The organism is Pseudomonas sp. CFBP 8771 (assembly GCF_014841695.1).
Taxonomy (GTDB): domain Bacteria; phylum Pseudomonadota; class Gammaproteobacteria; order Pseudomonadales; family Pseudomonadaceae; genus Aquipseudomonas; species Aquipseudomonas baltica.
In genome coordinates, this window is record NZ_JACYUJ010000003.1 from 131,682 (window position 1) to 151,047 (window position 19,366).

Genomic DNA, 19,366 nt, shown 5'->3' on the forward strand with positions numbered 1-19,366 from the left:
CGACGAAAGGCGCCCAGCGTTGACGCGGCTTGCGCCGCTGCCAGGGACGTGCGCGTGGCAAACCCGCTATTGTGCCGGTTCCTGCCAGCCGCCGCCCAGCGCCGCGATCAACTGCACGCTGGCGACCAGCCGACTCTGCATCAGCGTCAATACGCTGCGTTCGTTGCTCAACGCCGTGGCCTGCACGTTGACCACATCAAGATAGCCAATAAGGCCGGCTTTGTATTGGTTGGATGTCAGTCGCAACGACTCCCGCGCCGCCTGCAGCGCCTCGTTGCGCACCGAGGCTTCCTCGTCGAAGACTTTCAACTGGCTCATGTAGTCTTCCACTTCGCGAAAGCCATCGAGCACCGTCTGCCGATACTGCGCGACGGTCTGGTCATAGGCCGCCTCGCTGCGGTCCACTTCGGCCGCACGCTGCCCACCGTCGAACAGGGTCATCGCCAACTGCGGGCCGACCGACCAGAAACGATTGGGCAACGATACCCAGTTGCTGAAACTGCTGCTGCTGTAGCCGCCCGCCAGACTCAGGGTCAGGTCGGGAAAATAGGCCGTCTTGGCCACGCCTATTTCGGCATTGGCGGCCATCACCGAGCGCTCGGCGGCGGCGATGTCGGGACGGCGCTCAAGCAGTTGCGACGGTAGCGCCAGGGGAATGGCCGGCAACGACGGAATGTCGGTACTGCCGGCCAGGCTGAATTCCGAAGGTGCCATGCCGATCAGCACCGCGATCGCGTTCTCCAACTGCGCCCGCTGCCAGACCAGATCGATCAGGTCGGCCTGGGTCGATTTCAGCTGGGTTTGCGCGAGGAACACCGCATCCTTGCCGGAAATGCCCGCGCGGTACTGATTCTGGGTCAGGTCGAGGGAGCGCTGATACGCCTGGACGGTCGCTTCGAGCAAGCGCTTCTGCTCATCGATCACGCGCAACTGCAGGTAGTTCTGTACCAGCTCCGACTGCAGGCTCAGGCGCATCGCCGCCAGATCCGCCAGGCTGGCCTGGGCGCTGGCGCGGTCGGCTTCCAGCCCGCGGCGCAGTTTGCCCCAGATGTCGGCTTCCCAGCTCACGCCCAGCTGCGTGTTGTAGGTGTCGCGGATACCACTGCTGGATTGGCTCAGGCTCGAACCGCTGCTGCCGGTGCCCTGGCTGGAGCGGGTCTTGCCGGCGCTCAGATCGACGGTGGGAAACAGCGCGCCGCGGGTGCTGCGGACCAGCGCCTGGGCCTGCCGGTATTGCGCTTCGTACTGGGCAACGGTCTGGTTGGAACGGTTGAGCCTGACCACCAGCGCATCGAGTTGGCGATCACCGTACAGTTCCCACCAGGCGCCACGCGCCAGGGCATCGCTGGGATTGGCCTGGCGCCAGCCATCGGCCTGTTTGAATGCCACCGGCGTGGCGATGGTCGGGCGTTGGTAGTCCGGGCCCAGGGTGCAGGCACCCAGCATCAGGCTGCACAGCGCCACACTGGCAAGGCGCGAGACGCGCGGAAAAACGGAATCGGTCATAGCGGAGTGTCCAGAGCGGCATCGGTACGCACGCCGCGCCACGTGTTGAAGCGGTGGCGCAGGCGGTCCAGATAGAGGTAGACCACCGGAGTGGTGTAAAGCGTGAGGATCTGGCTGAACACCAGGCCGCCGATGATGGTCAGGCCCAGCGGCCGGCGCATCTCGGCACCGGCGGCGGTGCTGAACATCAATGGCAGTGCGCCGAGAATGGCCGCCATGGTCGTCATCAGGATGGGGCGCAGGCGCAGCAGGCACGCGCGGCGGATCGACTCGGCCGGGCCCAGCCCCTCGTTGCGCTCGAGCTGCAGCGCCAGGTCGATCATCATGATGGCGTTCTTCTTCACCACGCCGATCAACAGAAACAGGCCCAGCAGCGAGATCAGGCTGAACTGGCCACCGGTGAGGTAGATGCTCAAAAGCGCGCCCACCCCCGCCGAGGGCAAGGTCGACAGAATGGTCAGCGGATGTATGTAGCTTTCGTACAGAATGCCGAGCACCAGATAGACCGCGACCAGCGCGCCGAGAATCATGAACGGCTGGCTCTTCTGCGCCGCCGCGAAGGCATCGCCGGTGCCGGCGACCTTGACGATGATGTCTTCGGGCAGGCCGACTCGCACCAGCGCCCGCTCGATCAACGGCGTGGCGACGTCGAGGGTCACCCCGTTGACCAGGTCGAAGGAGATGCTCTCCGAGGCGAACTGCCCTTCATGGCTGACACTGTCGTCGGCCAGGCTGTTTTCGTAGTGGGCGATGCTCGACAGGGGTACGCGCTTGTTGTCCATGGTGATCACCTGCACCTGCTCCAGGGTGATCGGGTCCTGGGCGTACCTGGGGTTGATTTCCATCACCACCTTGTACTGGTTGAGGCTGTCGTAGATGGTGGAAATCTGCCGCTGGCTGTAGGCGTTGTTGAGCACCGAGGTCACAGTACTCATGTCGATGCCCAGGCGCTTGGCCTTGTCGCGGTCGACGATCAGCGTCACCTGCGCGGCGCCACGCCCTTCGCGCGCATCGATGGCGGTCAGTTCCGGCAGTGCGCGGAAGGCCGCGACGATTTTCGGGTACCAGGTGCGCAAGGCCGACAGATCACCGCTCTGGATGATGTACGAATACTGCGAGGTGCTCTGCTCGCGTGCGCCGCCGAACTGCAGGTCCTGGTCGGCCATCAGCATCAGGCGGCCGCCGGGCACCTTGGGCAGTTCCTTGCGCAGCCGTTCGATGACCTGCTGCGCGTTGATCTTGCGCACTTCGATCGGCTTCAGGCGAACCAGAATGGTCGCGTTGTTGCTGCCGTTGTTGCCGCCAATGAAACCGGCCACGCTGTCGACCGCAGGGTCGGCGAGCAGCGCGCGGCGATAGGTTTCCATCTTCGGCTGCATGACCGAGAACGACAGGCCGTCGTCGCCACGCACGAAGCCGATCAACTGGCCGGTATCCTGTTGCGGCATGAAGGTCTTGGGCACCACCACGTAAAGTGCCACGTTGCCGACGATGGTCAGCAACAGGCTGAGCAGGGTCAGCCGACGATGACGCAAGACCCAGCCAAGGCTGCGGTCGTAGCCGGCGACCATGCGCTGATTGATGCGGTTGCTCAGGCGCTGCAAGCGGTTGTCGTGCTCGGGCCGATGCGGCTTCAACCAGCGCGCGCAAAGCATTGGGGTCAGGGTCAGGGAAACGAACAGCGAAACCACGATGGCCACGGCCAGGGTGATGGAGAATTCGCGGAACAGGCTCTCGATGATGCCACCGATGAACAGGATCGAGAGGAACACCGCCACCAGCGAGACGTTCATCGACAGCAGGGTGAAGCCCACTTCCTGCGTGCCCAGGTAGGCGGCGCGCAGCGGCGGCACGCCGTCGTCAATGTGCCGGGAAATGTTCTCGAGCACCACGATGGCGTCATCCACCACCAGCCCGGTCGCCAGGATCAGCGCCATCAACGACAGGTTGTTCAGCGAGAAACCCCACAGGTACATGATCGCGAACGTGCCGACCAGCGACACCGGAACGGCCAGGGTGGGAATCAGCGAGGCGCGGAAATTGCCCAGGAACAGGAACACCACCAACACCACCAGCACCACGGCGATGAGCAGGGTCATCTCGGCCTCGTGCAGGGTGGCGGTGATCACTGGCGAGCGGTCCATGGCGATGTTCAGCTCGACACTTTCGGGCAACAGCGCTTCCAGGGCCGGCAGCTGTTCCTTGATCTGGCTGACGGTCTGGATGATGTTGGCGCCAGCCTGACGGTTGATCACCAGCAGCACGGCCGAGTTGTCGTTGTAGAAGCCGCTGTTGTAGCGATCTTCCACACCGTCGGTGACCTTGGCCACATCGCTCAGGCGCAGCACCGAGCCGTCCTGGTAGCGAATGATCAGTGGCTTGTAGTCGTCGGCCTTGTCCAACTGGTCGTTGGCCTGCACCTGCCACTGGCGCTCGCCGTCCTCGACGAAACCGATGGGCCGGCGCACGTTGGTGCCGTCGATGGCCGTGCGCACGTCATCGAGCGAGACGTTGTACTGGTTGAGCAACTGCGGTTCGAGCTCGATGCGCACTGCGGGCAGCGAGCTGCCGCCGATCTGCACCTCCCCTACCCCGGGCACCTGGGACAGGCTCTGCGACAGGATGGTCGAGGCCAGGTCATAGAGCTTGCCCTTCTCCAGCACATTGGAGGTCAGCGACAGGACCATGACCGGGGCTTGCGAGGGGTTGATCTTCTTGTAGGTCGGCATGCTGCGCATACCGCTGGGCAACAGGTTGCGCGAAGCGTTGATCGCCGCCTGCACTTCACGGGCCGCGCCGTTGATGTCGCGGTCGAGGTCGAACTGCAGAATGACCCGCGTCGAGCCCTGGCTTGAGCGGCTGCTCATGGTGGTCACGCCCGGAATCGCCCCGAACGAGCGTTCCAGGGGCGTGGCCACGGTCGAGGCCATGACCTCGGGGCTGGCACCGGACAGGTTGGCGGAAACCACGATCACCGGAAAGTCCATGCTCGGCAGCGGCGACACTGGCAGCAGGCTGAAGCTGACCCCGCCGAGCAGCATGATCGCCACGCTCATCAGGAAGGTCGCCACCGGGCGGCGGATGAAAGGTCCGGACAGGTTCATGATTCAGCCTGTTCCACGGCGGCCGGCTGGCGTCCCCAGCGCCGCCCCAGGCGGTCGAAGTACAGGTAGATGACAGGGGTGGTGAACAGGGTCAGCACCTGGCTCACCAACAGCCCGCCGACCATCACCAGCCCCAGCGGCTGACGCAGTTCCGCACCCGAGCCACTGGCAAGCATCAGCGGTACCGCGCCGAACAGCGCGGCCATGGTGGTCATCAGGATCGGCCGGAAACGCAGCAGCGCGGCCTGGTAGATTGCGGTTTCCGGGTCCAGACCCTGATTGCGCTCGGCCTCCAGGGCGAAGTCGATCATCATGATCGCGTTTTTCTTGACGATGCCGATCAGCAGGATGATGCCGATGATGGCGATCATGCCCAGGTCGTTGCCGCTGATGAGCAATGCCAGCAGGGCCCCCACCGCCGCCGAGGGCAGCGTCGACAGAATGGTGATGGGGTGGATGTAGCTCTCGTAGAGCACACCCAGCACGATGTACATGGTGACGATGGCCGCCAGCACCAGCAGCAAGGTGCTCTGCAGCGACGCCTGGAAGGCCTCCGCCGCACCCTGGAACTGGGTCTGCACACCCAACGGCATGCCGATGTCGCGCTGCACCTGCTCGATCACGTCGACCGCCTTGCCCAGGGCCACGCCCTCGGCCAGGTTGAACGACATCATCACCGCCGGAAACTGACCGATGTGCGCGATCGCCAGTTGCGCCTGGCGCTGTTCGATGTGCGCCAGGCTCGACAGGCGCACCTGGGTGCCGCTGGTCGCCGTGGTGTCGCTGTCGGCGGTCTGGTTGGTGGTACCGGTGCCGTTGACACTGGCCTTGACGTAGATCTGCTCCAGCGCCTGCGGTCCCAGGGTGCTGGCATCGGTGGCCTGCAGCACTACGCGGTATTGGCTGGACTGGGTATAGATGGTGGAAATCTGTCGTTGACCGAAGGCGTCGTACAGCGCGTCGGTGATATCGGCGACGTCCACTCCGACCCGCTTGGCAGCATCGCGGTCGATCACCAGGTACACCTGCAGGCCTTTGTCCTGCAGGTCGCTGGCGACATCGGTGAGCTCGGGTCGCTGCTTCAGGGCGTCCACCAGGCGTGCGCTCCAGGTGGCGAGCAGGTCGGCATCCGGAGACGACAGGCTGAACTGGTACTGGGTGCGGCTGACCCGGTCTTCGATGGTCAGGTCCTGCACGGGTTGCATGAACAGGCGCATGCCCAGCAGCTTGTCGACCTCCGGCTGCAGGCGCGCAATGATCTGGCTGGCCGTGAGGTCGCGCTCGCCGTGGGGCTTGAGGTTGATCAGCAGCCGGCCACTGTTGAGCGTGGCGTTGTCGCCGTCTACCCCGATGTACGAAGACAGGCTGGAGACGGCTGGATCCTGCAGGATGATCTTGGCCAGGGCTTGCTGCCGCTCGCTCATGGCCTTGAAGGAAATGGATTGCGGGGCCTCGGAAATGCCCTGGATGACCCCGGTGTCCTGCACCGGGAAAAAACCCTTGGGGACCACCAGGTACAGCAGCACCGTCAGGCCCAGGGTGGCAACCGCCACCAGCAGGGTCAGCGGCTGGTGGCGCAGCACCCAGCGCAGACCGCCGGCGTAGCGCGCGATCAGCCAGTCGATCCAGGCGCCGCTGGCCTTGTAGAAGCGGCCCTGCTCCTCTTCCTTCGGCTCGCGCTTGAGCAGGCGCGCGCACATCATCGGCGTCAGAGTCAGCGAGACCACCAGGGAAATGAGGATGGCTACCGCCAGGGTAATGGCGAACTCGCGGAACAGGCGCCCGACCACGTCGGCCATGAACAGCAGCGGGATCAGCACCGCGATCAACGAGAACGTCAGCGACAGCAGGGTGAAGCTGATCTGCCGCGCGCCCTTGAGCGCAGCCTGCATCGGTGTTTCGCCTTCTTCGATGTGGCGCGAGATGTTTTCCAGCATGACGATGGCGTCGTCGACCACGAAGCCGGTGGCCACGGTCAGCGCCATCAGGGTCAGGTTGTTGATCGAGAACCCGGCCAGGTACATCACGCCGAAGGTGCCCACCAGCGACAGCGGCACGGCGATGGACGGAATCAGGGTGGCGCTGAAGCGACGCAGGAACAGGAAGGTGACCATCACCACCAGGGCAATGGCGATAAGCAGTTCGTGCTGCACGTCGGTGACCGAGGCGCGGATGGTCTGGGTGCGGTCGGTCAGCACGGTGACGTCGAGCCCGGCCGGCATGGTGTCGGTGATGGTCGGCAGCAGTGCCTTGATCCGGTCGACCACGTCGATGACGTTGGCGCCCGGCTGGCGCTGGATGTTGAGCAGTACCGCCTGGTTCTGATTGGCCCAGGCAGCCAGCCGCTCGTTCTCGGCGCCGTCGACGATCTGCGCGACGTCACGCAGGCGCAGCGGCCCGCCATTGTTGTACGCCAGGATCAGATTGGCGTATTCCTCGGGGGAGCGCAGCTGGTCGTTGGCGTCGAGCATCGACACCCGCGTGGGCCCGTCGAAGTTGCCCTTGGGCTGGTTGACGTTGGAGGCGCCGATCAGGGTGCGCACGTCGGACAGGTTCAGGCCGTTGGCCGCCAGGGCTTCAGGGTTGACCTTGATGCGCACCGCCTGGCGCTGCCCTCCAGCGATGCTGACCATGCCCACGCCACTGATCTGAGCGATCTTCTGCGCCATGCGGGTGTCGACCAGGTCGTTGAGCTTGGGCAGCGGCATGGTCTTGGAGCTGATGGCTATGGTCAGCACCGGGGTGTCAGCCGGGTTGACCTTGTTGTACACCGGCGGCGCGGGCAGATCGGACGGCAACAGGTTGCTCGCCGCATTGATCGCCGCCTGCACCTGCTGCTCGGCGACGTCCATGTTGATTTCCAGGCTGAAGCGCAGGGTCAGCACCGACGCGCCGCCCGAGCTGGTCGAGGCCATCTGGGTCAGGCCGGGCATCTGCCCGAACTGGCGTTCGAGGGGGGCGGTGACCGCACTGGTCATCACCTGCGGGCTCGCGCCGGGATAGAGCGTCATGACCCGAATCGTCGGGTAGTCGACCTGCGGCAGCGCCGACACCGGCAGCAAACGATAGGCGAGCACGCCCGCCAGAACGATGGCGAGCATGGTCAGCGTCGTTGCGACAGGCCGCAGGATGAACAGCCGCGAGATATTCATGCGCCGGTCTTGCCCGTCGTTCCAGGCACAGCGGCTCCGTCCTGCCCCTGCAGGTGTTGCCCAGGCGAGGTCGGCACCTTGGCGCTGTCATCGACCACTTCGACACGGCTGCCGTCGCGCAGGCGGTCGGTGCCTTCGAGCACCACCCGGTCGCCTTGCGCCAGGCCCTGCTCGACGACGGTATTGCTGCCGTCGGTCGCGCCCACCTTGAGCTGGCGAATCTTGACCTTGTCGTTGCCATCCATGGCGTAGACGAAGGTGCCGTCGACGCCATACTGAACGGCCGCCGAGGGCACCAGCACCACGCCCTTGAGGGTATCGGACAGCAGCCGTACGTTGACGAACTGGTTGGGGAACAGGGCTTCGTCCTGGTTCTCGAAGCGCGCCTTGAACTTCAGCGTGCCGGTGGTGGTGTCGATCTGGTTGTCCAGGCTGCCAAGCACACCGGTGGCCTGTTTGCGCGTGTCGCCTCGGTCCCAGGCCTCAACTGCCAGTTTCGCGCCGCTGCGATAGCGCGCCAGCACCGGGGTGAGCTGGCTTTCAGGCAAGGTGAAGGCCACCGTGATCGGCTGCACCTGAGTGATCACCACCAGCGCATTGGTGTCGTTGGCGGCCACCAGGTTGCCGATGTCCAGCTGGCGCAAGCCCAGACGGCCGGCAATGGGCGCGCGGATGCGGGTGAAGTCGAGGTTGAGCTTGGCGTCGTTGACCGCAGCCTGGTTGGTCTGGATGGTGCCCTGATATTGGCCCACCAGTGCCTGCTGGGTGTCCAGGGTCTGGCGGGCGATGCTGTCTTCGGCGAACAGACCCTTGTAACGCTGCAGGTCGATCTGCGCGTTCTTCAGCTGTGCCTGGTTCTGCGCCAGCGTGCCCTGGGCTTGCTGCAGGGCGATTTCATAGCTGCGCGGGTCGATTTCGGCCAGCAGGTCCCCGGCCTTGACTCGCTGCCCTTCCTGGAAGTTGACCTTGATCAGTTCGCCTGCGACACGGCTGCGCACATTCACGGTATTGGTCGCCGTCACCGTACCCAGGGCCTTGTAATACACCGGGAAGTCGCCGGTGATCACCTCGGCAACACGCACCGGGGTGGGCTCGGCAGAGCCGCCGAAGCCGGGCCGCGCGGCACCTGCATTGCGCCCGGCGGCGGGCGCCGAGGCCGCGTCGTTCTGGGAATTCTTGGTGGCTGGCCAGAACCACCAGCACAACACGGCGACAACCACCACCATCAACAGGCCGAACAGCCAGCGACGCGATTTACGGGGACCTGGGGACTGCATTGAATGATCGACCATTGTGCGGGTGGGCTTCTACTTTGAGGAGGCTGAACGATAAGGAGTCGGGATGCATAAGCAAAGCGCCTTTACGGGCAATTTACCTTGGCAGGAAATAACACGCCCTGTAGCAGCGGCGCGAGCCGCGTCGTGGCTTGCGCGCAAGCATCAGACACATCGCAGTGCTCCCGGACGCGGCTTGCGCCGCTGCTACAGGAGCGCGGTGCTGCCGGACGCGGCTTGCGCCGCTGCTACGGGAGCGTGGTGCTGCCGGACGCGGCTTGCGCCGCTGCTACGGGAGCGCGGTGCTGCCGGACGCGGCTTGCGCCGCTGCTACGGGAGCGCGGTGTCGCCGGACGCGGCTTGCGCCGCTGCTACGGGAGCGCGGTGTCGCCGGACGCGGCTTGCGCCGCTGCTACAGAAACATCGCAATTTTTGTAGCAGCGGCGCGAGCCGCGTCCGGGGTCACTGCGGGCTGTCAGATACTGCGACGGATCACTTCAGTACAGCGAGGGCGGCTGCGTAGTCAGGTTCCTGGCCGATTTCCGGTACCAGCTCGCTGTGCAGCACCTTGTCGTTCTCGTCGAGTACCACGACTGCACGCGCGGTCAGCCCCTTGAGGGCACCGTCGGCAATGTCGACGCCATAGGCGTGATGAAAATCATGGGCGCGGAAAGTCGACAGGTTCTGGACGTTTTCCAGGCCTTCGGCGCCGCAGAAACGGGCCTGGGCGAACGGCAGATCGGCGGAGATGCAGAGGATGGCCGTATTGGCCACGTCGTTGGCCTGGGCATTGAACTTGCGCACGGAAGTGGCGCAAGTCGGGGTATCGATGCTTGGGAAAATGTTCAGCACCTTGCGCTTGCCGGCCAGGCTTTGCAGCGACACCTCGGCCAGGCCACCGCCGACCAGGGTGAACGCCGGCGCCTGGGCACCGACCTGGGGAAGCTCGCCACTGACGTTGATCGCGTTGCCTTTGTGCGTCACTTGAGCCATGAGCCTTGTCCTTTTTCGGGATTGAGAAAGGGCAAAGTTAACCATGAAAAGTGACGCACGGCCTATGCGTAGATTGAAAATAAGTGTTCCAGCCACACAGACGCCCTGGCACTCCTGAAACGAGGCTCAACCAGCTCTGGCACGGGCATGGACAGTGGTGGCAGGTTGCGGCTTTTCCAGTTCCAGAACGAGCCGTGCCCGTTCGACAGCGCTGACCACTCGTTGAAAGGGAATATCCGCCTTGAAGAGCTCGACCTCATCGGTCTGCTCGTTCAACAGCTTGATACACAGCGATTCATCGCCGATCACTGTGCACACGCATTTGCGTGGCAAAAACGCCAGTTCGACGATATTGCGCAGCTCCAGCGCGCTGAGTCCGGGGGGAAGCATGGTCTATCTCCTGTAGAGCCTGTGATCGGCGTCCTACCCGCGGCGGACTAGGCCTCGGGACTACAGAACAGTTTCGTTCCAAGAGATATATACCTGCGCTCGAACAGGTGCAACGAGAGTTTGCGGCTCAGCGAAAAATCAGCGCAACCCACTGAAATCAATAGAAATAAAATACTTGTACAGAAATTTCAAAGAAGCGTTTCAGCACCGTGAAAGCCCTACAATGCTTGCAGTCGGCGGCGTCGCGCTGCTCAGTCGCGCGGCTTTGGAATCAGCCCCTGAAGCTGCTGGGCGAAGAAATCGGCATCCAGCACATTGGACTCCGCTTCCTTGGTGCCACGTTCCTTGCGCCAGTACCAGGCACCATCCGCCGAGTCCTTGACGATGGAAATGCTGCCGTGACGATCCGAAGTCAGACCCGCGACGGCTATCACCATCGCCCCACCCTGCCCCATCACCTGCGGCACCAGTTCGACCCGGCGCTGGGCGAGAATGATTGCCAGCGATTCACTGATGAAAGGCGAGTGCTCGCTGGGGTAATTGCTGCTGGTGGCGACCCAGGGCGAACGTTCGATCGCCAGCAGTTGCCGATCGGTAAGGGGCGCCAGCCAGGTTTCGATTTGACCGAACAGTGCCTGGATGCTGGCTTGCCAGTGCTGGCACTGGTCCTTGAACGCCTGCTGCAGGCGTTGCTGGGCTGCGGCGTGTTCCTTGAGCATGTCAGCCAGTTGCTGTACTTCGTCCATCGCGACCACCTCGGTGCGCGCCCGCCCTGGGCATGCCGCAAATCGGCGGCCGCAGGTCGGGCATCGAGGGTCAGTGTAACAGGCTTGCTCAGGCGCTCAGCGAATAGACCAGCGCCGAAATCGCCACCAGGCCTACCAGCGTCACGAATACGTTGGACACGTGCCCGGCGTACTTGCGCATGGCCGGCACACGCCGGATCGCGTACATCGGCATGAGGAACAGCAGCGCGGCAATGACCGGCCCGCCGAAGCTTTCGATCATGCGCACAATGTTCGGATTGAGCGTGGCGACGAGCCAGCAGACCAACAACATGAACAGTGCGGTGAAACGATCCAGGGCCTTGGCATTGGGCCGACGGCCGGATTTCAGAACCAGACCCTTGATGCCTTCGCTGGCACCGATGTAGTGGCCCAGGAACGATTTGGCGATGGCCACGATCGCAATCAGCGGTGCGGCGAACGCTATCACCGGATTGCTGAAGTGGTTGGCCAGGTAGGACAGGATCGACAGGTTCTGCGCCTTGGCTTCGGCAAGCTGCTCAGGCGACAGGGTCAGCACGCAACTGAACACGAAGAACAGCACCAGCACCACCATCAAGCCATGGGCGCGCGCCAGGATCTGGCTGCTGCGCTGGTCGGCGTGCTCGCCGTAGCGACGCTTCTGGTCCACGGCGAAGGCCGAGATGATCGGCGAATGGTTGAAGGAAAACACCATTACCGGGATCGCCAGCCACAGGGTATGGATCAGCGCACCGGGCGCGGGCAGGTCCCCGGCGGTCGCCAGGATGCCACCATTCCAGTGCGGAATCAGGTACAGCGCGAGCAACACCAGCGCGACGATGAACGGATAGACCATCAGGCTCATCGCCTTGACGATGAACTGTTCGCCGCAGCGCACCACGATCAACAGACCGAGAATCAGTACCAGCGCCAGCACCGCCCGTGGCGGCGTATCCATGTGCAACTGATGCTCCATGAAACTGCCGACGGTGTTGGTCAGGCCCACGCTGTAGATCAGCAGGATCGGAAAGATGGCGAAGAAGTACAGCAGCGTTATCAACGCCCCCGCCTTGAGGCCGAAGTGCTCCTCCACGACATCGGTGATGTCCGTGCCGGCGCGGCCGGAAAGCACGAAGCGGGTCAGGCCCTGGTGCGCGTAGTAGGTCATCGGGAACGCCAGCACGGCCAGGATGACCAGCGGCCAGAAACCACCAAGGCCGGCGTTGATCGGCAGGAACAAGGTGCCGGCGCCGATCGCAGTGCCGAACAGGCCGAGCATCCAGGTGGTGTCGTGGCGGCTCCAGGGGCTCAGGGCGGCGGGCGCCTGGGCGTAGCGTGGGTCGAGGCTGTTGGCCTGCTCGTTCATCCGGTCGAATCTCCGCTTGCCTGTGTTCAACTGATGGCCGGAAGCGGGAAAAACGTGCAGCTGGCAGCGCCCCGGCCTTGAAAAGGGGCGTGATTGTCCAAGATTGTGCAAGGAAAGCAAAGGGTTAGTCGAGCAACGGTCCGTCGGTGCACGGCCATCCGGCCCGACAACGGCGCGTTTAGGTCGAGGTTGCCAGCCATTTCTCCGGTACGAGGCTCTGCACCAGCCAGGTCGCGGTAGTGTCCGCGGGCATGGGCCTGGCGAAGTAATAGCCCTGGACATAGCGACAACCCAGCAATGCCAGCGCCTGCGCCTCCTCGCGGGTTTCCACCCCTTCGAAGATGCAATCCAGATCCATGTCCTGGGTCAAGGCCAGCAGCGATTTGACGATCTTGTAGCTGGCCGGTTTCTCGTGCAGGCGGGCGACGAAACTGCGGTCCACCTTGAGCTTGGTCAGGGCCAGCGCGTGTAGATGGCTCAGGCTCGAATATCCGGTACCGAAGTCGTCGAGCGAAATACCGCAGCCCAGGGCCCGCAGGGATGCGATCGCTTCCTGAACCAGGTCCAGATCCTGCAGGGTCGCCGTTTCGGTGATTTCCAGGTCGACTCGGCTGGGGTCGAACGGGCCGTTGGCCAGGAGTTTGACGATGGCCTGCACGGCTTCGGGGGAGCCGCAGTCGTGGGCCGACAGGTTGAAGGACAAACGGATCGGCGCCGGCCAGGTGCATGCACCCTGCAGGGCCTTGGCCAACAGTGGCAGGGTCAGACGATTTATCATGCCGCTGCGCTCGGCGACCGGAATGAACTGGCCGGGCGGCACGGGCCCCAGCTCCACGCTCTGCCACCGAGCCAAGGCTTCGAACGCCACGGTGGCGCCTGTCTGCAACTCGACGATGGGCTGGAAGGCGACGCTGAACTCGCGATCCAGATCGGCACGACGCAGCGCCTGCTCGGTGAGGATCGCGCTCTGCAACTGCTTCCTGTGCAGCGCCGAGAACAGCGACATGTGACCGACGACATGGCGCTTGCTGTGGTACAGCGCGTAGTCGGCGTACTCGAACAGCTCGTGCGCATCGGTGGCAAGGTCCGGGAAGGTCGCCAGGCCCATCGAAACACCGACCTGGATGGGCACATCGACCAACAGGTAGGGCTTGCCCAGTTCGATGCAGATGCGTTCGGCAAAGGCTGCAATCTGCGCGTTGTCGCCGCAATCGGGCAGGATCAGTGCAAACTCGTCGCCACCCAGACGCGCAACGTGAACGCCATCCGGCAGCAGCGCAGCGAGGCGCGTGCCGACCTCGGCCAACAGGCGGTCGCCGACACTGTGCCCGTACAGGTCGTTGACCGGCTTGAATCCGTCCAGATCGAGAATGCCCACGCCCAGTCTGTGCCCCTGCTCCCCTGCCTGGGCCAGACAGGTGTCCAGGCAGTTGAAGAACCAGCGGCGATTGGGTAGCCCGGTCAGGCTGTCCTTGTTGGCCAGCAGGAAGTTCTCGTCGCTCAGCGCTTCGCTGTGCGCCTGGGCGTTCACCAGGCCGGTGAAGTTGCGGTAGTTGTTCTGCAACACCACCAGCATGATGCCCGTGACCAGCATCACGTTGACGCTGGTGGCGATGAACGTCGGGTTATCGGTGGAGGCGAAAAAGGCAATGAAGGCCACGTTGACCACGGCGGCCGTCATCAGGGCGGCGGAGCGCAGGTGCATGAGGCAGAAAATGCAGCCGATCACCGTGATAGCCATGTAGAAGGCCACATGGGCCTTGGCATAGCTGTCGCCATAGGGAAACAGCGCCAGCGCCCAAACGGTGAAACCGATGGCCACGACACAACAGATGCGGTTGGTCCGCGCCAGCGCCTGGGCGACTTCGACGTCGTCGGGTTGCTGCTGCCAACCGCGGCGCCAGGCCAACGCTCGTACCAGGCTGATGAGGGTCAGTACCAGCGGTATGTGCACGGTCATCCACACGGGCGAGCTGGCCATGTGGGTGAAGGCCAGCGCCCAGCTGTTGATGAGCAGGATGAAGTACATCAGGGGAATCTGCCTGGCCAGGGCCTGGTACTGGGCCGCCAGCAGACGCGAATTGCCTTGAGGTACGCTGCACAACCGTTTGATCAGCGCGAACAGGCCGGTGCAGGTGAAGCGTCTGGTCGTAGACATCATGTCCGAACGTATGGGTGTAATCAGAAGTTGTCGGCCGAACTCAGCTTTACTGTAGCCAACCGTGGGTCATCCAGGCAGTTTATTTGCGAGCGTCCGAATGTTCTGCAGAGGCTGCATCCGCTTTGCCACCCAGGTACCAGCCCACCACTCCCCACAGCGCTGCGCAGGCAGCGCCCACCAGGGCGATCAGCAGCACGCCGTGTCCGAGCAGGTCGAGCAGGCTCTTCACCCAGCCACTGAAGGCATCGCCGCCGCGGTAGACCACCGTGTCGATGAAGTTCTTCGCCTTGTATTTGGTTTCGGCGTCCAATGGGGCGAAGAGCATTTCGCGACCGGGACGTACGAAGGCGTATTCGCCGATGCGGCGCACGATCATCAGCCCAGCCAGCATGGCGAAAGTGGGTGCCAGCGCCAGGCCGATGAAGCCCAGGCAGACCAGCGCCGGCACCAGCGCCAGCAAGGTCTTCACTCCCAGCCGTTGCGCCAGCCGGCCGGTGATGAACAACTGCGCGATGAGCGCACCGGCCTGGACCACGAAATCGATGATGCCGAATACCCGCACCTGTTCCTCGCGACCGGGGAAGCGTTCGGCGACCAGACGGGCCTGTTCGAAATACAGAAAGGTGCTGACCGTGGCCAACAGCACGACGAAGGCGCAAATGCCCAGCAGGTAGCGCGATTGCAGCACACGCGTCAGCCCACTGAACGGGTTGCCGGCCACCGGCTTGCGCGGGCTTTCGGCGTGCGCGGCACCCGGCCGCCCTGCCCCGTGCTCGGCACGCCAGCTCATCAATCGGTGTTTCAGCAAGATCGCGACGCCAAGCAATGCTGCCGCCAGTATCGACAGCCCGCTGGCGCCGATGGCGCCGACCAGCAGCGCGCTCGTGGCCGGCCCCGCCAGGCCGCCGACGCTGGCTCCAGCGGCGATGAACGCGAACAGGCGCTTGGCCTGGGCGCCATCGAACACATCGGCCATCAAGCTCCATGCCACCGAGATGACGAACAGGTTATAGACCGAGATCCATACGTAGAAGATTCGCGCCAGCCAGATGCCCTGCTCGGCAGCAGCGAAGGCGGCGGCGAACAGCAACAGGTTGCCGCCGAAGAATCCGTATACCCAGTCGATGTAGTGAAGCCTGGGCACCCTGGAGTTGAGCCAGCCGAACAGCGGCACGGCCACCAGCATCGCGACGAAGGTGGCCGTGAACAACCATTGCAGGTTTTCCACACCGCCCTGGATGCCCATGGATTCGCGGATCGGCCGCAGCATGAAATAGCCGCAGAACAGGCAGAAAAACAACGCGAACGCGGCCAGCGCTGCCCGCCCTTCATCGGCTCGGGCATTGATCGCCTGACGCAGACGCGCACTGACGCTGATCATAGGTAGCGCACCTCAGGCGAATTCGGCGGCGATGCGTTGCAACTGGCCGGCATCGGGCAGGCGGCCCTGGCCGGCCAACAGGTTGTCGAGGACATAGCGCGGCTGCGAGGTGGCTGGAATCACCGTGGTGACCGCAGGGTTGGCCAGCACGAACTTGAGCATCAACTGGGCCCATGAACTGGCATCCAGCTCGGCCGCAGCCCACTCGGGAAGAGCGCGGCCTTTGACCTTGGCGAACAGCCGGCCAGCTTCGAACGTGCGGTTGATCAAGGTGGCTATGCCGTGATCGGCGCAGTACGGCAACAGGGTACGCTCGGCGTTGCGCGCGCCTATCGAGTAGTTGACCTGGACGAAATCGACCGGCTCTTTCTTCAGCACGGCCAGCAGCTCGTCGTGGGCCGATTCCACGTAATGCGTCACACCAATGTAGCGAATACGGCCTTGGGCCTTGAGTTCACGCAGCAATGCCAACTGGGTACGGGTGTCCTGCAGGTTATGGACCTGGATGAGGTCGATCCTGTCGGTCTGCAGCGCCTTGAAGCTGGCTTCGATCTGGCGCATGCCGGCCTCGCGTCCGGTCGCAGATACCTTGCTTGCGAGAAACACCTTGTCGCGCACGCCGGCCTGGTTCACCAGGTCGCCGGTCACCTGCTCGGCGCGACCATAGCTGGGCGCCGTGTCGATCACCCTGGCGCCACCATCGACGAAGGCCCTGAGCACATCGCGCAGAGGCGCCATGTCTGCCGAAGCGGGGTCGACGTTGAATGTCTGCGAGGTACCCAGGCCGATAGCCGGAAGCTGTTCACCGGAGGCGGGAATCTTGCGCTGCAACAAGGGTTGTGCGGCGAATGCCAGGGGTGACATGAGCGAGCCCCAACTGGCGGCTGCGCTCAACATGGCGGTGTACTGAACGAATTGGCGGCGGGTCGGCATGGAGTAGCCCCTCAGGGTTTTCACGCGAGTCGGGAAGACATTTCCCACGAAGATGGCAGACCCCAGTATGGCCAAGCACACAGGATTCGGGGCGCCATTGATGACAAATGAAACATCAGGACAACAAATTTTCGACCGCGAGATCGCATTACACCAGGCTCAAACGACACGCCCCCGGGCAATGGAATCGCGCCGGGGGCGTTTTTTGTCATGCAACTGCTGGATGAATCAGTGCATGAATAGCGCGATCAAGATGATGATCGGGATAGGCACACCGAGGAAAAACAAGAGAATCGAGCGCATGGCAGTACTCCTTGATCAGCGAATCGAAGTGGGTGCGTGAGTGCGGGTGCGGTCGCGTTCATGCCAGACTACGGCATCCCGGCTGCGGCCACCGAAGGTCGCCGCGAAGCTGGCAAAGAACGCGCCGCAGAGCAAGGCGACGAACGTCCACAGCGCCGTGGCGGCAGCAACTTTCTTAGCGGTATCGGCAGCCTGGCGGGCGGCCATTTCAGCGTCTTCGACCGACTTCAACGCCTGACCGTAGACCTGATCGACGCGCTGCTCGGCCTGAGCCTGGGTCAGGTTGGTACGCTGGCTGACCAGTTGCGCCAGATAGGCGCGGTCTTCACCGGCGAGCTGGCCATCGTTGCTCACCGTCCGGGCGAAGATGCGAGTCACCACGGCATGGGCTGCGTCATCGCTGACCGCTACCGGGCGGTTGTCGCGAAACAGCATGTCGACGAAGTAGCCGTACGGGTCGCTGGCGTTGTCATTCGCGGAACTGCCCGCTGCCACGGCGGCACCGGAGGCAACGCTGGCGCCGGCCTGCACGCCGCCGCCGATCGCACTGCCGACCGAACCCAACACCAGCATCGCAGTGACCAGCGAGGCCACTGCCCACGCCAGGAAACCGTGCGCGGTATCGCGGAAGTACACTTCGTCGCCGTGCATGTTGGCCCACTTCACCCGCAAGCGACCGGCCAGATAACCGCCCATTCCGGAAGCGACGATTTGCGTGAATGTCAGCCAAATGACCGTGGAAACGCCGAGCGTAGTGGCGCTCACACCCTTGTCGGCCCACGGCGATATGGCCGAAAATCCGAGGCCGAAGCCCAGCACCACGAGGATCATGGACAAGGCGGCGGCACCCGCTGCGCCGGCGAAAATCGCGGCCCAGGAAACACCAGAGTGATTGGAACTGTCCGTCGAAGCGGATAGCGCGGCAGGAGGAAGGTGGTCAGCAGGGGTCATCATTATTGTCGTGCTCCTAGCAGGTTCAACGTGTGTGATCGCTCACGTAATGCTTGCGGGGAGAACAATGCACCACGCGTGCCACACCACTTAAAAACAATAACGTTTTAAATCATTAGGTTACGATGCAAACCTAGACGCAGGCTCATGCAATATGCCCGAACCGTCAATGACTGACCGGGCTTTCTGCATTGTTTGGAAACGTAAATAGAGTTGACTACAACTCAGTCGTATTTTTCTGCTGCGCAGGATAGAACTCACCTTCCATGTACTGCTTTTCCAGAGCAGTCCGCAGCCTGGCCTCTACCGCCGCAACGGCGGAATTATCGGCAAAGTCAGGAATGAGCAGCCACAGACGCTGCAGATTCTGCTCATGGGTACCTTCGCTGAGCATGTCGTGGCTGACAGCCGGACTTCCACGCCAGAAACACAGAGTGTCGAGCTCGCTTTCAGCACTGAATGTGCATGCCGGGCCCGCCAGCCATATTTCACTGACGGTGCGCAGATTGGTTTGTTCTATATCGTGTTGCTGGATTCTAAGTGGCATTGCATTACCCATTGCGCAGGAACGATACGGCTTGGAACCCACCGCACCTGCCCAAGTTCTACCGGGAATGCCATTGTCGAGAATGCCCCTGTCGGGCCAGACCCTGCTCGTTGAAAGGAGATGGAACATGAAAAACCTGATCACAGCCCTGGCGCTGGGCGCGTCCCTGGCCCATGCCAGCGACGGCAACCCGCTGGTTGCCGAACGCTGGCAGAGTCGTCCACTGATCGTCATTGCGCCTGATGCACGCGATGCCACCCTGGTCGACCTGCGCACCGCGCTGGCCAGGCCGGTCAACCGCGAGGCGTTCGTCGAACGCGAGATGGTGCTCTACGAAATCGTCGGCGGCCGGGCCAGCCGCAATGGCCAGCCGTTGAGCAATGAGTCCAGCGCGGCGCTGCTCAAGGCGCTCAGGCACCCGGCCGATGCCCAGGCCCGGGTCTTGCTGGTGGGCAAGGACGGCGGCATCAAGGTCGACCAACCGGGGCCCGTCGATCCGCAGGCTTTGTTCAGCACCATCGACCGCATGCCGATGCGCCAGGGCGAGTGAATCGACGAG

At 63.4% G+C, this 19,366-nt stretch carries 14 protein-coding genes; 1 reads left to right on the forward strand and 13 read right to left on the reverse strand.

The genetic code is table 11. From position 1 onward, the window contains the following. Positions 1–66: 66 nt before the first annotated feature. The 13 genes from IFT80_RS08195 to IFT80_RS08255 all read right to left on the reverse strand — a co-directional run bounded on the left by IFT80_RS08195 (position 67) and on the right by IFT80_RS08255 (position 18,936). Entirely contained in the window at positions 67–1,506 is a 1,440-nt protein-coding gene (locus IFT80_RS08195; protein ID WP_122477882.1) for an efflux transporter outer membrane subunit, read from the reverse strand. Then, positions 1,503–4,610, reverse strand: coding sequence for an efflux RND transporter permease subunit (locus tag IFT80_RS08200; protein WP_192101929.1), 3,108 nt, complete (start codon positions 4,608–4,610; stop codon positions 1,503–1,505). Before IFT80_RS08200 ends, IFT80_RS08195 begins: the two co-directional genes overlap by 4 nt. Beyond that, positions 4,607–7,762, reverse strand: coding sequence for an MdtB/MuxB family multidrug efflux RND transporter permease subunit (locus IFT80_RS08205; RefSeq protein WP_185793259.1), 3,156 nt, complete (start codon positions 7,760–7,762; stop codon positions 4,607–4,609). Before IFT80_RS08205 ends, IFT80_RS08200 begins: the two co-directional genes overlap by 4 nt. After that, a complete protein-coding gene (locus tag IFT80_RS08210; protein WP_192059605.1) occupies positions 7,759–9,054 on the reverse strand; it encodes an MdtA/MuxA family multidrug efflux RND transporter periplasmic adaptor subunit in 1,296 nt (431 codons plus the stop codon). The genes IFT80_RS08205 and IFT80_RS08210 overlap by 4 nt, the downstream gene beginning before the upstream one ends. A 474-nt stretch (positions 9,055–9,528) precedes the next feature. Next, the gene (tpx, locus tag IFT80_RS08215; RefSeq protein ID WP_192103533.1) at positions 9,529–10,029 is read right to left on the reverse strand and encodes a thiol peroxidase; all 501 of its coding nucleotides are present in this window, start codon (positions 10,027–10,029) and stop codon (positions 9,529–9,531) included. Positions 10,030–10,155: 126 nt separating this feature from the next. Further along, a complete protein-coding gene (locus tag IFT80_RS08220) occupies positions 10,156–10,419 on the reverse strand; it encodes a DUF1652 domain-containing protein (RefSeq protein WP_122477873.1) in 264 nt (87 codons plus the stop codon). Positions 10,420–10,670: 251 nt separating this feature from the next. Then, a complete protein-coding gene (locus IFT80_RS08225; RefSeq protein ID WP_122477871.1) occupies positions 10,671–11,165 on the reverse strand; it encodes a hypothetical protein in 495 nt (164 codons plus the stop codon). Between the two features lie 88 nt (positions 11,166–11,253). Further along, positions 11,254–12,531, reverse strand: a complete 1,278-nt coding sequence (locus IFT80_RS08230; RefSeq protein ID WP_192103531.1) for a serine/threonine transporter — start codon at positions 12,529–12,531, stop codon at positions 11,254–11,256. 178 nt (positions 12,532–12,709) lie between these two features. Further along, the gene (locus IFT80_RS08235; RefSeq protein ID WP_192137249.1) at positions 12,710–14,689 is read right to left on the reverse strand and encodes a putative bifunctional diguanylate cyclase/phosphodiesterase; all 1,980 of its coding nucleotides are present in this window, start codon (positions 14,687–14,689) and stop codon (positions 12,710–12,712) included. Between the two features lie 82 nt (positions 14,690–14,771). Continuing rightward, positions 14,772–16,073, reverse strand: a complete 1,302-nt coding sequence (locus IFT80_RS08240; RefSeq protein ID WP_192137251.1) for an NTP/NDP exchange transporter — start codon at positions 16,071–16,073, stop codon at positions 14,772–14,774. 12 nt (positions 16,074–16,085) lie between these two features. Then, the gene (locus IFT80_RS08245) at positions 16,086–17,006 is read right to left on the reverse strand and encodes an aldo/keto reductase (protein WP_192059614.1); all 921 of its coding nucleotides are present in this window, start codon (positions 17,004–17,006) and stop codon (positions 16,086–16,088) included. A gap of 318 nt (positions 17,007–17,324) precedes the next feature. Further along, positions 17,325–18,263, reverse strand: a complete 939-nt coding sequence (locus IFT80_RS08250; protein WP_192059616.1) for a hypothetical protein — start codon at positions 18,261–18,263, stop codon at positions 17,325–17,327. A 214-nt stretch (positions 18,264–18,477) separates the two neighbouring features. Then, positions 18,478–18,936 (reverse strand): hypothetical protein, encoded by a 459-nt coding sequence (locus tag IFT80_RS08255; protein WP_244652370.1) that lies wholly within the window; start codon positions 18,934–18,936, stop codon positions 18,478–18,480. Here IFT80_RS08255 and IFT80_RS08260 point away from each other — a divergent pair. Next, positions 18,935–19,357: a DUF4174 domain-containing protein gene (locus tag IFT80_RS08260; RefSeq protein ID WP_192137253.1), complete on the forward strand. Its 423-nt coding sequence runs from the start codon at positions 18,935–18,937 to the stop codon at positions 19,355–19,357. The genes IFT80_RS08255 and IFT80_RS08260 overlap by 2 nt on opposite strands. Positions 19,358–19,366: the final 9 nt, after the last annotated feature.

Coding starts and splice junctions, on each gene's coding strand:
- IFT80_RS08195 (WP_122477882.1), bottom strand. CDS start 1,506: ATGACCGATTCCGTTTTTCCGCGCGTCTCGCGCCTTGCCAGTGTGGCG.
- IFT80_RS08200 (WP_192101929.1), bottom strand. CDS start 4,610: ATGAACCTGTCCGGACCTTTCATCCGCCGCCCGGTGGCGACCTTCCTG.
- IFT80_RS08205 (WP_185793259.1), bottom strand. CDS start 7,762: ATGAATATCTCGCGGCTGTTCATCCTGCGGCCTGTCGCAACGACGCTG.
- IFT80_RS08210 (WP_192059605.1), bottom strand. CDS start 9,054: ATGGTCGATCATTCAATGCAGTCCCCAGGTCCCCGTAAATCGCGTCGC.
- tpx (WP_192103533.1), bottom strand. CDS start 10,029: ATGGCTCAAGTGACGCACAAAGGCAACGCGATCAACGTCAGTGGCGAG.
- IFT80_RS08220 (WP_122477873.1), bottom strand. CDS start 10,419: ATGCTTCCCCCCGGACTCAGCGCGCTGGAGCTGCGCAATATCGTCGAA.
- IFT80_RS08225 (WP_122477871.1), bottom strand. CDS start 11,165: ATGGACGAAGTACAGCAACTGGCTGACATGCTCAAGGAACACGCCGCA.
- IFT80_RS08230 (WP_192103531.1), bottom strand. CDS start 12,531: ATGAACGAGCAGGCCAACAGCCTCGACCCACGCTACGCCCAGGCGCCC.
- IFT80_RS08235 (WP_192137249.1), bottom strand. CDS start 14,689: ATGTCTACGACCAGACGCTTCACCTGCACCGGCCTGTTCGCGCTGATC.
- IFT80_RS08240 (WP_192137251.1), bottom strand. CDS start 16,073: ATGATCAGCGTCAGTGCGCGTCTGCGTCAGGCGATCAATGCCCGAGCC.
- IFT80_RS08245 (WP_192059614.1), bottom strand. CDS start 17,006: ATGCCGACCCGCCGCCAATTCGTTCAGTACACCGCCATGTTGAGCGCA.
- IFT80_RS08250 (WP_192059616.1), bottom strand. CDS start 18,263: ATGATGACCCCTGCTGACCACCTTCCTCCTGCCGCGCTATCCGCTTCG.
- IFT80_RS08260 (WP_192137253.1), top strand. CDS start 18,935: ATGAAAAACCTGATCACAGCCCTGGCGCTGGGCGCGTCCCTGGCCCAT.
- IFT80_RS08255 (WP_244652370.1), bottom strand. CDS start 18,936: ATGTTCCATCTCCTTTCAACGAGCAGGGTCTGGCCCGACAGGGGCATT.